The sequence below is a fragment of the Pseudomonas sp. X10 genome (assembly GCF_054889225.1).
On record NZ_CM142677.1, the window covers coordinates 4,862,335 to 4,876,680 of the forward strand.

A 14,346-nucleotide genomic window follows, 5' to 3' on the forward strand; every position below is an offset into this window, starting at 1 on the left:
TCAGGCGGTTGCCAATGGAGAAGTCGGTTGCCGGCTGGCCAGCAGTTGATCCAGCCAGCCGGGGTCCATCGCCGGCTCGCAGGCCAGCAGTTGGCCGGTGTAGTCGCGATGGGGTGGGGTGAAGATCGCCTCGCGGCAACCCTGATCGACCACCCGTCCTCGCTGCATCACCAGCACCTCATCGGCAATGGCGCGTACCGTGGCCACATCGTGGGTGATGAACAAATAGGCCACGCCAAGCTGGCGCTGGATGCGGTCGAGCAGCTTGAGCACACCTTCGGCCACCAGTTGGTCGAGGGCCGAAGTCACTTCATCGCAGATGATCAGTTGCGGCTCGGCAGCCAAGGCCCGGGCAATGCAAACCCGTTGCTTCTGCCCTCCGGACAGCTCGCGGGGCTGGCGCTCCATGAAGCGCGCCGGCTCCAGTTCGATCATCTCCAGCAGCTCGGCCACGCGCTGGCGCAGGGCCTGGCCCTTGAGCCCGAGGTAGAACGCCAGGGGCCGACCGATGATGTCGACGATGCGCTGGCGCGGGTTGAGTGCAGTGTCAGGGCTCTGGTAGATCATCTGGATACGCCGCAGTTGCTCCTTGCTGCGCCGGCGAAAATCCATGGCCAAGGGCTCCCCCTCGTACAGCACCTGGCCAGCGGTAGCTGGCAGCAAGCCAGTGATCAGGCGTGCAGTCGAGCTCTTGCCACTGCCGGACTCGCCAATCACCGCCAGGGTCCGGCCACGGTGCAGGCGCAGGGACACGTCATGCAGCACTGGCTGGGCGCCATAGCTGGCCGATGCCTGGCGTACTTCCAGCAGTGGCGTCGGCTCGAGCGGAACGGGCTTGGCCGGAGCGTGAAAATTGCGTACGGCCCACAACGAACGGGTGTAGTCCTGCTGCGGGGCGCTGAGCATCTGCTGGGTGGCGCCCTCCTCGACCAGGTTGCCATGGCGCAGAACCATGATCCGGTCAGCCATCTGCGCCACCACCGCCAGGTCGTGGCTGATGTAGATCGCCGCACTGCCGAAAGTCCTCACTGCATCGCGGATGGCTGCCAGCACCTCGACCTGGGTGGTCACATCCAGCGCCGTGGTCGGCTCGTCGAAGATGATCAGGTCCGGATGGCAGGCCATGGCCATGGCGGTCATCACCCGCTGCAACTGGCCGCCAGAGAGCTGGTGCGGGTAGCGTTGGCCGATGTGCTCCGGGTCCGGCAGGCGCAGGATGCGGTACAACGCCACGGCATCGGCCTCAGCCTGGGCGCGGCTGACGCCGCCATTGACCACGGCGGTTTCCACATGTTGGTCGATCAGCCGGTGCGCCGGGTTGAAGGCTGCCGCCGCGCTCTGCGCCACATAGGCGATGCGCAGCCCTCGCAGCTGGCGCAGGGCCTTGGGACTGGCTTTGAGCAAGTCGATACCGTCGAAGTGCACCGAGCCGCCGGTGATCCGGCAACCGTCGCGCACATGGCCCATGGCGGCCAGACCCAAGGTCGACTTGCCGGCCCCGGACTCACCGATCAGGCCCAGCACCTCGCCACGCTGTAAGTGCAAGTCGATGCCCTTGACCAGCGGGTGCCAGGCGTCTTCGTAATGTCCCTCGATGCGCAGGCCGCGGATGTCCAGCAAGGGCTTGCTGTCAGTGGTGTTCATGCTCCGCACTCCTTCAGGCCGCTGGCGACATGCAGCACCCAGTCGACGACGAAATTGACGCTCACGGTGAGCAGCGCCACCGCCAGCGCCGGCAGCAGTGGACTGACGTCACCGAAGGTGATCAACACAGCGTTGTCGCGCACCATGCTGCCCCAGTCGGCAGTCGGCGGCTGGATACCCAGGCCAAGGAACGACAGCGCACTGATGAACAGGAAGACGAAGCAAAAACGCAGGCCAAACTCGGCGATCAGTGGCGCCGCCGCATTGGGCAGCACTTCGCGGCTGACCAACCACCACAGGCCCTCGCCGCGCAGCCGCGCCGCCTCGACGAAGTCCTGCACCACTACGGTCATGGCCACCGCCCGCGCCAAGCGGAACACCCGGGTGGCGTCGAGCAACGCGATCACCAGCACCAGCGAGGTCGCTGTGGTGCCCACCACGCTTAGGATCAGCAAGGCAAAGATCAACTGCGGGATAGCCATCAGGATGTCCACCAGGCGCGACAGGCCCTGGTCTATCCAGCCGCCCCTGATCGCCGCCACCAGCCCGCACAGGCCGCCTACGGCGAAGGCCAGGCTGGTGGTGAGGAAGGCGATTCCCAGGGTGTTGCGCGCGCCGTAGACCAGGCGGCTGAACATGTCGCGGCCCAGGTTGTCGGTCCCCAGCAGGAACTCGGCGCTCCAGGGCTCGAAACCATCACCGACCACCTGGGTCTCGCCATAGGGGGCCAGCACCGGCGCGAACAGCGCCACCAGCACATAGGCGAGGATCACCAGCAGGCCGAAACGGGCGCTCAGCGGCGCCCGCCAAAGCTGTTTGAGCAGGTTCATGGGCTACCTCTTCGGATGCATCAGGCGTGGGTTGCTGGCGATGGACAGCACGTCGGCGCTGGTATTGAGCAGGATGTAAGTGGCGGCGAAGATCAGGCTGCAAGCCTGCACCACGGGGATGTCGCGCTTGCTCACCGAATCCACCAGCAGTTGCCCCAGGCCTGGATAGACGAACACCACCTCGACCACCACCACGCCGACGACCAGATAGGCCAGGTTCAATGCCACCACGTTGATGATCGGCGCCAGGGCATTGGGCAAGGCATGGCGGACGATGATCCGTGCCGGACTGATGCCTTTGAGCCGGGCCATCTCGATGTAGGGACTCGCCAGCAGATTGATCAGGGCGGCGCGGGTCATGCGCATCATCTGCGCCACCACCACCAGGCTCAGGGTCAGCACCGGCAGCAGGGAGCGCTCTAGCACCTCGCCCAGGGAAGCCCCCGGGGACAGGCTGGACAGGCTCGGCAGCCACTCGAGCTTCACCGCGAAGACCAAGATCAGCAGGTAGGCAACGAAGAACTCGGGGAAGGACACTGCGCTCAGCGCCCCGGTGTTGAGCAAACGGTCGAACCAGCTATTGCGGTACAACGCGGCGAGCATGCCGAGCAGCAGCGCCACCGGCACGGAAATCAATGCCGCCAGCAAGGCCAGGCTGAAGGTGTTGCCCAGGCGCGCGCCGACCAGTTCGGCGATTGGACGCTGGTTGGCCAGAGACACGCCCAGATCACCTTGCAGCAGATGCCAGGCCCAGCGCGTGAAGCGCTCCAGCGGCGACAAATCCAGGCCCAGTTGGGCCCGGAACGCGGCCACTGTTTCCGGCGTTGCCGACTGGCCGAGCATCGCCTGGGCGATGTCGCCCGGCAGCAGGCCCACGGCCAGGAAGATCACCACCGCCACCGCCAGCAGCGACACCAGGCCAAGCAGCAAGCGCTGAAGCAGGAGTTTTGCAAGACTGTTCATGCGATGCCTCCTGCTCAGGCCTGCCACCAACGCTCGATGACCCGCAGGCCGTCCAGCTCACCATAGGGAGCGGTCACGCCGCCGTGGGCCACACGGGTCGAACGGGCCGCCACGGAGCTGGCGAACAGCGGCACGATGGCCCCGCCGTCGTCGCGACATAGCGTCTGCATCTCGTTGTACATCTCGCGGCGCAGCGGCTCGTTGAGCTCACCCCGAGCGGCGTTGAGCAACTGGTTGAAACGCAGGTTGTCCCAGTGTGTTTCGTTCCAGGCCGCGCCCTTGGCGTAACCGATGCTGAACATGCGGTCGGCGGTCAGGCTGCTGTACCAGAACGAGGTGGTGAAAGGCTGCTTCATCCAGACGTTGGCGAAGTAGCCATCCACCGGCTCGCGCACCACGTCGATGTCGATGCCGGCCTGGCGGGCCTGCTCCTTGAACAGCACCGAGGCATCCACCGCGCCGGTGTAGGCCGCGTCCGACGCCTGCAAGCGCACCTTGAGGGCGTCCATCCCAGCCTGGCGCAGGTAGAAGCGCGCCTTGTCCGGATCGTAGCTGCGCTGCTCCAGCTCACTATTGATGAAACGGCTGCCCGGCTGGATCGGATGGTCATTGCCGATCTGCCCGTAGCCGCGCAGCACCGAGGTCAGCAGAGCCTGGCGGTCGATCGCATGCTTGAGCGCCATGCGCACGTTGTTGTCCTGGAACTGCGTGCTGTCGCAGAGCATGGGGAAGGTGTAGTGCTGGGCGCCCTTGGTTTCCTCGATGACCAGCTTGGGGTTGCGCTTGAGCAGCGCCACGGTCTTGAGATCGACCTTGTTGATCACATCCACCTGTCCGGTAACCAGGGCATTGACCCGCGCGGTGCCGTCAGCGATGGCCAGCAGTTCGGCAGCGGCGAAATGCGCCCGGCCCTCTTTCCAGTAATCGGGGTTGCGCTCCAGCTCCATGCGCACGCCCGGCTCGAACGACTTCAGGTGGTAGCCACCGGTTCCCACGCCCGCTTGCCAGTCAGCCTTGCCGTCCCTGGTGGGCAGGATCACCAAGTGGTAGTCGGCGACTACATAGGCGAAATCGGCATTGCCCGAATGCAACTCGAACACCACCGTGTCATCGCCCTGGGCACGCACCTCGGCGACATCGCCGAGCACGGTCTTGGCCGCCGACGTGGAACGCTCCCCCAGGTGGTGCTGGATCGATAGCACCACGTCCTCGGCGGTCAACGGCTTGCCATCGTGGAAGTTCACGCCCTTGCGCAAGCGGAAGGTCCAGACCCGCGCGTCCGGGCTGGACTCCCAATGCTCGGCCAGTTCGGGAATGGCGCTGCCGTCCACGTCGATCTCGCTCAGGGTGTTGTACACCGCCGAAAAGCCGACGAAGGTGAACGTGTCGGTCCAGGAGCCCGGGTCCTTGGAATCGGTGGTGCTGCCGCCTGCCAGCCCAAGGCGCAAGGTGCCGCTTGGCTTGGGCGTGGCATCGGCGGCCCGCACGGCCAATGGCAAACCGAAGCTCGCCGCCCCGGCCATGGCTGCGGCAGCAGCGCTGTAGCGCAGGAAGTCACGGCGCGGAAAGCCGCAGCCGGGTATCAGGTGAGGACTTTTGTTGTTGTTATCGCTCATGGCATTGCCCCTGTTGAACCGCAGAGAGAATGAAGTGCTACAATTGCAATTGTCACCGTAACAAATACATTAGCCACTGCACAATGACAATTCCAGGCGCTGACCAGGGGATTGCGAAGGATGCAATAATCGCTTTTTGCCAGGGACTCCATTTGCCCATGAGCCAGTCGACCCGCCTGATCACCGCCTCCTACATCCTCTCCTTCGTGGCGGCCAATGCACCGCAGAAGCTGCGCACCGATACCATCGCCAAATGGGTCAAGGTCCACCCCGCGCGGGTGCGTAACCTGGCATCGCAGATGGTCAAGGCCAATATCCTCAAATCCTGGCGGGGCGCCCACGGCGGCCTGACCCTGGCCCGTCCGGCCAACCAGATCACCCTGCGCGAGGTGTACGACGCCGTGCAGGAAAGCTCACTGATCGCCGAGAAGATCGACAACCCGTTCTCGGGCATGGAGGACCATTGCAAGGTCTACGAGGTGTTCACTCGTCTGTTCGCCATGCTCGAGCACAACATGCGCCTGGACCTGGGCACGATCACTGCCGACCAGTTGTTCGTCGCCTTCGACAAGCCACAGGACAACGCCGAGCTGGCTTGAAGGCAGGCTTCTGGACAGCCGGCAGACGTCACCTAGCGGCCGCGCCTTCCAGCAACTCGGCGGCACAACGGGCGATGCGCTGGCAGGCCTCGCCCAGCGCCTCGGCCCCCAGCACCAGGCCCAGACGGATATGCCCGGCGGCACTCGGGCCAAAGGCTTCCCCCGCCAGCACCGAGACGCCGTAGTGGGTAAGCAGGTGCTCGGAGAAGGCCTGGGCGCTGTGGCCGGTCTCGCGGATATCGACCATCACGAACATGCCGCCATCGGGTTTCAGGGCCCGTACGCCAGGGCAACCCGCCAGGCGCTGGCACACCAAGTCACGCCGTTGCCGGTAGGCCTCACGCATCGCCTCCAGCTCCGGCAGGTCCTGCTCCAGCGCGGCCACGGCGGCATCCTGGATGAAGTCCGGCGAACCATAGAGCATGCACAAGGCCAGGTTCTCCAAATGCGTGGCCAGGGCTGTGGAGCCCACCACCCAGCCAATGCGCCAGCCGGTCATGGCATGGGACTTGGACAAGCTGTTCAGGGTCGCGGTGCGTTCAGCCATGCCCGGCAGGCTGGCCGGGCTGATGTGCTCGCCCTCGAACAGCAGCTCGCTGTACACCTCATCGCTGATCAGCCACAGGTCGTGGGCAATGCACAGTTCAGCCAGGGCCTGCCAGGTAGCACGCGGCAGGCTAGCCCCTGAAGGGTTGTGGGGGCTGTTCAGGGCCAGGGCGCGGGTGCGTGGGGTGATGCGCGCGGCAACATCCTCGGCCTGTACGCGGAAGCCGTGCTCCGGGCGCACCGGGACCGGCACCACCACCGCGCCACAGGCGCCGAACACCGCCTCGTAGGTCACGTACATCGGCTCGGCGACGATCACCTCGTCGCCCGGGTCGAAGAGGCACTGGGCCGCACAGAACAACGCACACTGGGCCCCGGCCAGCACCGTCACCTGGTCGGCGTCCACCTGCTGGCCGCTGCGCTGCTGATGGCGGCGGGCGATACTTTCGCGCAGGGCGCGCTTGCCACGCACGTCGGAATAATGCGTGTTGCCGGCCTGCAGGCTGTCGATGGCAGCCTGGACGATAGGCACCGGAGTGTCGAAGTCCGGATCGCCGACCGACAACAGCAGGACGTCCTGCCCCTGGGCCCGGAGCTCCAGGGCACGGTAGTGGATATTCCAGGCCGCGGTACCGTCGCCGGCGATACGCTGGGTCAAAGTAGAAAAGCGCATGGCAGTCTTCCTGTCGCGAAGTGATGGGTCAGCGGGCGCAAGCATGCTTGATCTCGATCAAGGTCACGCCGTTGCGGGCAAAGCCTGCGCGCAGCTCGCGCTGCAGCGCGTCGAGGTCCTGGGGCTGGGCCACATGGCAGCCAAAGGCGCTGCCGAGGGCGGCGAAATCGGGGTTGCGCGGCAGCACGCCGATAGGCTCGATGTCCAGGCCCAGCATGTCATCGCGGATCTGCCCCAAGGCATCGTTGTTCCACAGCAGCACCACCAACGGGCGGTCCAGTTCCTCGACGGCGGTGGCCAGCTCCTGGGCGGTGTAGAGGAAACCACCATCGCCCACCAGCACCAGGCCTGGGCGGTCGCCGCTGGCGAACATGCCGCCGATGCCGGCTGGCAGCCCGTAGCCTAGGGTGCCGTAGCCGGTCGGGTGCAACCAGCTGCGGGGAGCACGACTGTTGAACACATAGTTGCCGGTATAGGCCAACTGGGTCATGTCGCTGCTGATGAAGGCATTGTCTGGCAGCACCGCGGCAACCCGGTCGAGGATAGCCTGGTGAGTCGCCTGCAGCGGCCCATGGGCGGCCCGCACCGCGCTGCGCAAGCGCGCCACTGCAGCGCAGGCAGCGCTGCTGTCGCGTGGGATGTCTGGCAGGTGCTCGAGCAACGCGCCGAGGGTCTGCCGGGCATCGCCCTGCAGCGCCAGGCTGCAGGGGTAGAAGTCGTTGAACTTGCGTGGGTCGATGTCCACCCGCAACAACTCGCCGGTCAGCGGCAAGCGTTCACGCCAGAAATCCGTATCGGCCATCTCGGTGCCCACGGCCAGCACCACATCAGCCTGGGCGATCAGTTCCCAACCGGGCTCGACACACAGAGTGGCGCCAGCATTGAGCGGCGAATCGACAGGGAACAGGCCTTTGCCAGCGACACTGCTGAAGCACACCGCGCCCAGGCGCGTGGCCAACGCCTGCAACTGTGCAGCCGCCTCCACGGCCCCGCCCCCGGCGATGATCATCGGACTACGTGCCGCCGCCAGGCGTGCTGCGGCCTGCTCCAAGCTGGCACTGTCCGGCAGGCCACGGCCGGGGCGGTGGCGCACGTCACCGCTCCAGTCATGCGCCACTGGCGCGCCTAGCACGTCCAGTGGCACGGAGATATGCACCGGCCTGGGCCGCTCGCTGTCGAACACCGCCCAGGCCCGGGCGATCAGCTCGGGCAGGTCCTCGGGGCTCAGGGCCAGGGCCGAGAAGGCGGTGATCGGCGCGGTCATGGCGCGCTGGTCCTGGGTCTCATGCAAACAACCCCAGCCTTTGCCCAGGCTGGCGCTGTGGTTGACGCTGGAAATCACCAGCATGGGAATCGAGTCGGCATGGGCCTGGCCGATCGCGGTGGCGACATTGGTCACCCCCGGCCCGGTGATGACGAAGCACACGCCCGGCTTGCCGCTGACCCGCGCATAGCCGTCGGCCATGAAGCCAGCACCTTGCTCATGACGGGTCAGGACATGGCGAATGCCACTGCCAGGCAAACCACGGTACAGCTCCAGGGTATGGACCCCGGGGATGCCGAAGACTGTGTCGACGCCGTAGTTGGCCAGCAGCCGGACCAGGGCCTGGCCAGCGGTCAGTTCAGTGTTGTCGCTCATGTTTCTGCTCCTGGGCGAGGCGGATCAAAGCGTCGACGGCAGTCACGCCATCGGCTCCGACCAACAAGGGGTTCACATCCAGTTCAAGTAACTGGGCGGCATGCTCGCAGGCGTAGTCGGCGACGGCGCGGATGGCCGCCACCACGGCGTCCAGGTCCGCTGCCGGACGGCCGCGAAAACCCTGCAGCAGCGCGGCGCTGCGCAGGCCAAGCACGGCGTTGCGGATCGCCGCGTCGGTGGTCGGCAGCAGCAGGCTCTTGCTGTCCTTGAGCAACTCGACCAACACACCGCCCGCCCCGATCACCAGGGCCAGTCCGAAATCGTTCTCACGCTTGATGCCGACGATCAGCTCGGCCAGTGGCACACTGGCCATAGGTTCGAGCAACACCCGGTCAAACGCCACCTGCGGTGCATGGACGGCGATGCGGCTGCGCATCTGAGTGAGTGCCGCCGCCAGGGCCGCGCCATCGACCAGGTTCAACGCCACCGCACCGGCTTCGGTCTTGTGCGGCAGTTGCGCGCTGACCGCCTTCAAGACCAGCGGGTAGCCCAGGGCTTCGGCATCCACGTGGGCGTGTTGCGCAGTGCTCAACACGCCGTTCGGCGTGGGTAGGCCGAAGGCACGCAGGGCCTGCTTCGACGCCCACTCGTCCAGCAACTGGCCATCATCCTGCAGCGCTGCTGGGCACACAGGCACCAGCGCGGCTTCGCCGCGTTCGAGCAAGCGTTGACGGTTACGCTGGTAGCCGGCGATGCGGCCCCAGGCAGCCAGGCCATCCTCCACCCCCTGCAGCGCCGGCACGCCTTGAGCATGCAGGCGTTGGCGGGCACTGGCCGGCAACAGCTCTGGGAAGGCCGACGTAACGAAACCGACCTTGCCCTGACGGGAAAGCGCGGCGCAAAACAGCTCGAGCAGCAGGTCGCACTCCTGGCGCTCGCCAGTGAACTCGGCCGGGTAATCGAGCACCAGCATCGCCGCATCGGCCTCGCTGTGCAGCGCGCTGTCGAGCATGCGTTGCAGCGCCGGGCCATCGCCCCAGATCGCAGTGGTGAAGTCCAGAGGATTGACCAGGTTGGCATAAGCCGGCAGCACCTCGCTGAGCGCTGCCACCTGCCCCTGATCCAGCGCAGGCAGGCCCAAGCCGTTGCTTTCGGCATAGTCGGCGATCAAGCCGGCATCGCCTCCGGAGCACGCCAGGGCGATCAACCGCTCGCCCTTGGGCAGGTTGCCGCACGCCGCGGCCTTGAGCGTCTCGGCGAAACTGACCGGGCCACTGACGCGGATCACTCCAAGGCGTTCGAACAGGGCGTCGTACAACGCATCGGAGCCCGAAAGGGAGCTGGTGTGGCTGAGCGCCAGTTCGGCGCCGATCTGCGAAACCCCCGTTTTCAGAGCGATGATCGGAATGCCCTTCTCCAGCGCCTTGTAGGCCGCGCGGGCGAACCCCGGCACATTCTTCAAGCCCTCCAGGTGCAAGCCGATGGCTGTGACCCGGGGCTCATCGAGCAGCGCATCCATCAGTTCAGCAATGCCCAATTGCGCCTGGTTGCCCACCGAGGCCATGTAGGCCACCGGCAGCGAGCGATCACTCATCGACAGGTTGTAGGCGAAGTTGCCGCTCTGGGTCAGTACCGCCACGCCCTTATCCACCGCCTTGCCGCCATGGGCCACCGGCCACAGGGCCGCGCTGTGCAGGTAGTCGAGCAGACCATAGCAGTTGGGCCCAAGCAACGCCATGTCACCGGCCGCCGCCAGCAGTTGCTCTTGTAAAACTCGGCCCTCGCTGCCGCTTTCGGCGAAGCCAGAGGCGTAGCAGATCGCCCCGCCGGCGCCCTTGGCGGCAAGTTCGGCGACGCAGGCCAAGGTCAGCTCGCGGTTGGTGGCGATGAACACCGCGTCCGGCGCGCAGGGCAACTCGGCCACGCTGCGCACGCAGGGGATACCCTCCAGGCTGTCGTGCTGTGGGTTGACCAGCCACATGGGCCCTTGGTAGCCACCTTCGGCGCAGCGCTTGAGCGCCCGGGCCATGCTGCGCCCACCGACAAAAGCCAGGTGGCGCGGTGCGAGCATCCGCTTGAGGTTGTCACGCTGCATCTGCGACATCGCTCTCCCCTCCTTCAGCGCAACAGTGGCCGCAGCAACTCGCGGGAAATGATGTGCCGCTGGATCTCCGAGGTGCCTTCCCAGACCCGTTCGATCCGCGCGTTGCGCCAGATCCGTTCCACCGGTCCCTCGTCCATCAGGCCCATGCCGCCGAAGATCTGCACGGCCTCGTCGGCACAACGGCCCAGCACTTCGCTGGCAAACAGCTTGGCCATGCCGGCCTCGCCATCGGTCATGCTGCCCTGGTCCATCTTCCACGCGGTGTGCAGGGTCAGCAGCTCGGCGGCGCGGATTTGCGTGGCCATGTCGGCCAGCTTGAACGACACCCCTTGGTAGCTGCCTATCGGCTGGCCGAACTGCTTGCGGTCGGCCGCCCATTGCAGCGACAGGTCAAGGGCTCGCTGGGCCTGGCCGACGCAGTTGGCGGCGACCATCACCCGGCCGGCGGTGAGCCAGGCGTTGGCCACCTCCCAGCCCTTGCCGACTTCGCCTAGCACCTTGCTCGCCGGCACCCGGCAATCGTCGAAGAACAGCTCATAGGTGTGGTAGCCACGGTTGCTCACGCACTTGGGCCCGCGGCGGATGGTCAGCCCCGGTGTCCCCCGGTCGACGAGCAAGGCGGTGACCGCGTTGCGCTTGCGGCCGTTGTGCTCGTAGCTGTCAGTGACCGCGAAGACGATGGCGAAATCGGCATACCCGGCATGGCTGATGAAATGCTTGCTGCCGTTGATGACGAAGTCATCGCCATCGCGCACCGCGCGGGTCTTGATGGCATTGGCATCGGAGCCGGCGCCCGGTTCGGTGAGGGCGAAACAGTCGATCTTCTCGCCCTGGATGCACGGCAGAAGGTAGTCGTTGACCTGTTCGTCCTTGCAGGCCATGAGGATCTTCGATGGGCGGGCGACGAACACATGCAAGGCCCAGGAGACTTTCGACAGCTCCCGCTCGATCAGTGCCTGGGACACATAGTCGAGCCCGCCGCCACCGACTTCCTCGGGCATGTTGAAGGCATAGAAGCCTGCGGCGATGGCCTTGCCACGGATCTGCGCGGCCAGCTCAGGGGACACTGCATCGGCCCGGTCCACTTCCTCTTCGTAAGGCAGCAGCTCTTTGGCGACGAAGCTGCGTACCGCCTCAACCAACATTTCTTGTTCTTGGCTCAGTTGGAAATTCATTGGGCTGTTCCTGAAGGTCGAAGGGTCATTTGCCAACAAAACGGGGAGCACGTTTTTCCGTGGCTGCGCGCAAGGCCTCGGCGCCGTCCTCGCTGCGCCCACAGAGCAGGCCAGCAGCCAACTCGGCCTGCAGTTGCTCAACCAGGCTGCGCTGGGCGCTATCGCGCAGCAGGCGCTTGGTCTGGGCATAGGCAAAGGTCGGGCCCTGGGCCAGCCGCGCGGCCAATTCAGCGCTGGCGGAGGCCAGTTGCTCATCGGCGCAGACTTCCCCTACCAGCCCTGCCGCCAACGCCCGTTCGGCGCCCCACAGCTCATCGAGGAACAACAAGCGCTTGGCTTGCTCGCTGCCGATCAACCGTGGCAAGTGCCAGCTGGCACCAGCATCCGGCGAATAGGCCATGCTGGTGTAGCCAGCCTTGAAACGCGCCGACTGCGCGGCCAGGCGCAGGTCGCAGCACAGCGCCAGGTCCATGCCAGCCCCCACGGCGGTGCCGTTGATCGCGGCGATGGTTGGCTTGTCCATGCTGTACAGGCGCTGCATGAGGGCATGGGCCGTCTCGGTCCAGCCGTAGCTTTCCAGAGCGCCACGGGCCTCGGCCTCGGCCCATTCGGCCAGGTCGGCGCCCGCGCAGAAACTGCGGCCGCTGCCGGTCAGCACCAGTACCCGCACGGCTGGATCGCTGTTGTACTGCTCCAGTAGCGCATGCAGTTGCTTGAGGGTGGGGATGTCCAGCGCATTGCGCTGTTCGGGACGATTCAAGGTGATCCGGGCGACACCGGCCTCAACCTGGCAAAGCAGGGGCGATGGAGTAGTCATGCAGGCCTCGAATTATTGTGGTTGGTGTGAGGAGTAGGACCTGAGGCGATACTAAACAAGTGTTCAATAAGAGAGCAATCACCGCTGCACGTCCATGTAACAGTGGCAATAAATTAATATCTATTTGTTTTTAAAAGAGAAATTAAGAGTTGTCAGACATCACGAAAGACCGCTGTTACAACTTCGCACAACCTGCCGCGGATCAAGCACGCTGGCCGGCACGCGCGGTAGCAAGCAAGAGGCCCGAAAGCATCGGGCCTCTTTTCACTCACAAATTGACGTCCCGCAACTGACCGGCATCAGGGCAACTCGTGCGCCGGCAGGTTCGGCGTCATCGCGCCCTGGCGCCGACGCTGGATCACGAAGTACGCCCCATAGCACAAGGCAATGAAGCCAAAGCCCCAGTACAGTGACAGCCGCTGGGTTTCGTCGAGAGCCAGAAAGACGAACAGCGAGGCGCACAAGGCAATGCACAGCAGCGGCAGCCACGGGTACAGCGGCGCCTTGTACTTGAGGTCCTCGAGCTTGCCGCCATCACGCAGGAAGGCCCGGCGGAAACGGTACTGGGCTAGGGCGATGACGATCCAGGTCACGGTGCCGGACATGCCGCTGACGGCCATCAGCACCATGAACAGAGTGTCGGCAGCAATAAAACTGGTCAGCAGCGAGAGCAAGGCGAAGCACAGGGTGATCGACAGCGCCCGCAGCGGAACCCCACGCGAGCTCAAGACAGACAGGCTGCGCGGCGCCATGCTGGTCTTGGACATGGCCCACAGGATACGCGTGGAGGCATACAGCCCGGAGTTGCCGACCGAGAGGATGGCCGTGAGGATGACGAAGTTCATCAAGTCTGCCGCGTAGGGAATGCCGACCATGTCGAACACCTGCACGAACGGACTTTCCACCAACCCAGCCTTTTCCCATGGCACGATGGCCGACAGCACCACGATCGCCAATACATAGAAGATCAGCACACGGAACACCACGTTGCGTACGGCACGCGGGATGCTCTTTTCCGGCCGGTCGGTCTCGCCAGCGGCCACGCCCATGATCTCGCAGCCCTGGAAGGCGTAGACCACGGTCATCATCACCGCGAACACCGCCGGCAGGCCGTTGGGGAAGGCCGAATCGCCGATCAGGTTGCTCATCATCGGTGCCGGTTCGCCGCTGGCCAGCGGCACGCCACCGAAGATCACCAACACGCCAATGACGATGAAGGCCAGAATCGCCAGCACCTTGATCCCCGCGAACCAGTACTCGGCCTCGCCGAAAGCCCGGGTGGCCATCGCGTTGATGCCGAACAGCACGACAACGAACAGCGCAGACCAGTACCACACCGGCACTTCGGGAAACCAGCGCAGCATCAACATGCCGGCGGCGGTGAACTCCAAGCCCACGGTGGTGGCCCAGCTCATCCAGTAGACCCAGCCGATCATGAAGCCGGTGGCCGGGCCGATGTATTGGGTGGCGTGAGCCTGGAACGAGCCGGACACGGGCATCTGTACCGACAGCTCGCCCAGGCACACCATCACCAGGTACATCAAAAATCCCGCTACCAGGTAGGCCAGCACAGCGCCCAGCGGGCCGCCCTGGTTGATGGTCACCCCCGAGCCCATGAACAGGCCGGTGCCGATCACTCCGCCCAGCGAGAGCATGAAGATGTGCCGGCTTTTCAGGGCACGGGTCAGGTAGATGCCTTTGCGTTCGGTAGGGTCGCTCATGTCGGCACCTCAGCTGAAG

Annotated in this window: 11 protein-coding genes; 1 reads left to right on the top strand and 10 read right to left on the bottom strand. The window is 65.2% G+C overall.

The window, feature by feature from the left end:
• Genes ACYU03_RS22190 through ACYU03_RS22205 form a run of 4 tightly spaced genes read right to left on the bottom strand, consistent with a single transcriptional unit; the run spans position 1 to position 5,053 of the window.
• Positions 1-1,644, bottom strand: a complete 1,644-nt coding sequence (locus ACYU03_RS22190; protein ID WP_461886758.1) for an ABC transporter ATP-binding protein — start codon at positions 1,642-1,644, stop codon at positions 1-3.
• Complete coding sequence (locus tag ACYU03_RS22195; RefSeq protein WP_461886759.1) at positions 1,641-2,474, bottom strand: ABC transporter permease; 834 nt, start codon at positions 2,472-2,474, stop codon at positions 1,641-1,643. Before ACYU03_RS22195 ends, ACYU03_RS22190 begins: the two co-directional genes overlap by 4 nt.
• Before the next feature lie 3 nt (positions 2,475-2,477).
• Positions 2,478-3,437 (bottom strand): ABC transporter permease, encoded by a 960-nt coding sequence (locus ACYU03_RS22200; protein ID WP_461886760.1) that lies wholly within the window; start codon positions 3,435-3,437, stop codon positions 2,478-2,480.
• A 14-nt stretch (positions 3,438-3,451) separates the two neighbouring features.
• Entirely contained in the window at positions 3,452-5,053 is a 1,602-nt protein-coding gene (locus ACYU03_RS22205; protein WP_461886761.1) for an ABC transporter substrate-binding protein, read from the bottom strand.
• Between the two features lie 158 nt (positions 5,054-5,211).
• Here ACYU03_RS22205 and ACYU03_RS22210 point away from each other — a divergent pair, with 158 nt between their 5' ends.
• Positions 5,212-5,652: an RrF2 family transcriptional regulator gene (locus ACYU03_RS22210; RefSeq protein WP_461886762.1), complete on the top strand. Its 441-nt coding sequence runs from the start codon at positions 5,212-5,214 to the stop codon at positions 5,650-5,652.
• Positions 5,653-5,680: 28 nt separating this feature from the next.
• Here the strand turns inward: ACYU03_RS22210 and ACYU03_RS22215 are convergent, their stop codons facing one another.
• The 6 genes from ACYU03_RS22215 to ACYU03_RS22240 form a co-directional block, all read right to left on the bottom strand.
• Positions 5,681-6,871, bottom strand: a complete 1,191-nt coding sequence (locus ACYU03_RS22215) for a pyridoxal phosphate-dependent aminotransferase (protein WP_461886763.1) — start codon at positions 6,869-6,871, stop codon at positions 5,681-5,683.
• A gap of 28 nt (positions 6,872-6,899) precedes the next feature.
• A complete protein-coding gene (locus tag ACYU03_RS22220; RefSeq protein ID WP_461886764.1) occupies positions 6,900-8,510 on the bottom strand; it encodes a 5-guanidino-2-oxopentanoate decarboxylase in 1,611 nt (536 codons plus the stop codon).
• Entirely contained in the window at positions 8,494-10,605 is a 2,112-nt protein-coding gene (locus ACYU03_RS22225) for an acetate--CoA ligase family protein (RefSeq protein ID WP_461891527.1), read from the bottom strand. The genes ACYU03_RS22220 and ACYU03_RS22225 overlap by 17 nt, the downstream gene beginning before the upstream one ends.
• 23 nt (positions 10,606-10,628) lie before the next feature.
• Positions 10,629-11,789, bottom strand: a complete 1,161-nt coding sequence (locus ACYU03_RS22230; RefSeq protein WP_461886765.1) for an acyl-CoA dehydrogenase family protein — start codon at positions 11,787-11,789, stop codon at positions 10,629-10,631.
• Between the two features lie 25 nt (positions 11,790-11,814).
• On the bottom strand, positions 11,815-12,606 hold the full coding sequence (locus ACYU03_RS22235; protein ID WP_461886766.1) for an enoyl-CoA hydratase/isomerase family protein: 792 nt from the start codon (positions 12,604-12,606) through the stop codon (positions 11,815-11,817).
• A gap of 299 nt (positions 12,607-12,905) precedes the next feature.
• A complete protein-coding gene (locus ACYU03_RS22240) occupies positions 12,906-14,327 on the bottom strand; it encodes an amino acid permease (protein WP_461886767.1) in 1,422 nt (473 codons plus the stop codon).
• Between the last annotated feature and the right edge of the window lie 19 nt (positions 14,328-14,346).

Coding starts and splice junctions, on each gene's coding strand:
- ACYU03_RS22205 (WP_461886761.1), bottom strand. CDS start 5,053: ATGAGCGATAACAACAACAAAAGTCCTCACCTGATACCCGGCTGCGGC.
- ACYU03_RS22230 (WP_461886765.1), bottom strand. CDS start 11,789: ATGAATTTCCAACTGAGCCAAGAACAAGAAATGTTGGTTGAGGCGGTA.
- ACYU03_RS22235 (WP_461886766.1), bottom strand. CDS start 12,606: ATGACTACTCCATCGCCCCTGCTTTGCCAGGTTGAGGCCGGTGTCGCC.
- ACYU03_RS22220 (WP_461886764.1), bottom strand. CDS start 8,510: ATGAGCGACAACACTGAACTGACCGCTGGCCAGGCCCTGGTCCGGCTG.
- ACYU03_RS22240 (WP_461886767.1), bottom strand. CDS start 14,327: ATGAGCGACCCTACCGAACGCAAAGGCATCTACCTGACCCGTGCCCTG.
- ACYU03_RS22200 (WP_461886760.1), bottom strand. CDS start 3,437: ATGAACAGTCTTGCAAAACTCCTGCTTCAGCGCTTGCTGCTTGGCCTG.
- ACYU03_RS22190 (WP_461886758.1), bottom strand. CDS start 1,644: ATGAACACCACTGACAGCAAGCCCTTGCTGGACATCCGCGGCCTGCGC.
- ACYU03_RS22210 (WP_461886762.1), top strand. CDS start 5,212: ATGAGCCAGTCGACCCGCCTGATCACCGCCTCCTACATCCTCTCCTTC.
- ACYU03_RS22225 (WP_461891527.1), bottom strand. CDS start 10,605: ATGCAGCGTGACAACCTCAAGCGGATGCTCGCACCGCGCCACCTGGCT.
- ACYU03_RS22215 (WP_461886763.1), bottom strand. CDS start 6,871: ATGCGCTTTTCTACTTTGACCCAGCGTATCGCCGGCGACGGTACCGCG.
- ACYU03_RS22195 (WP_461886759.1), bottom strand. CDS start 2,474: ATGAACCTGCTCAAACAGCTTTGGCGGGCGCCGCTGAGCGCCCGTTTC.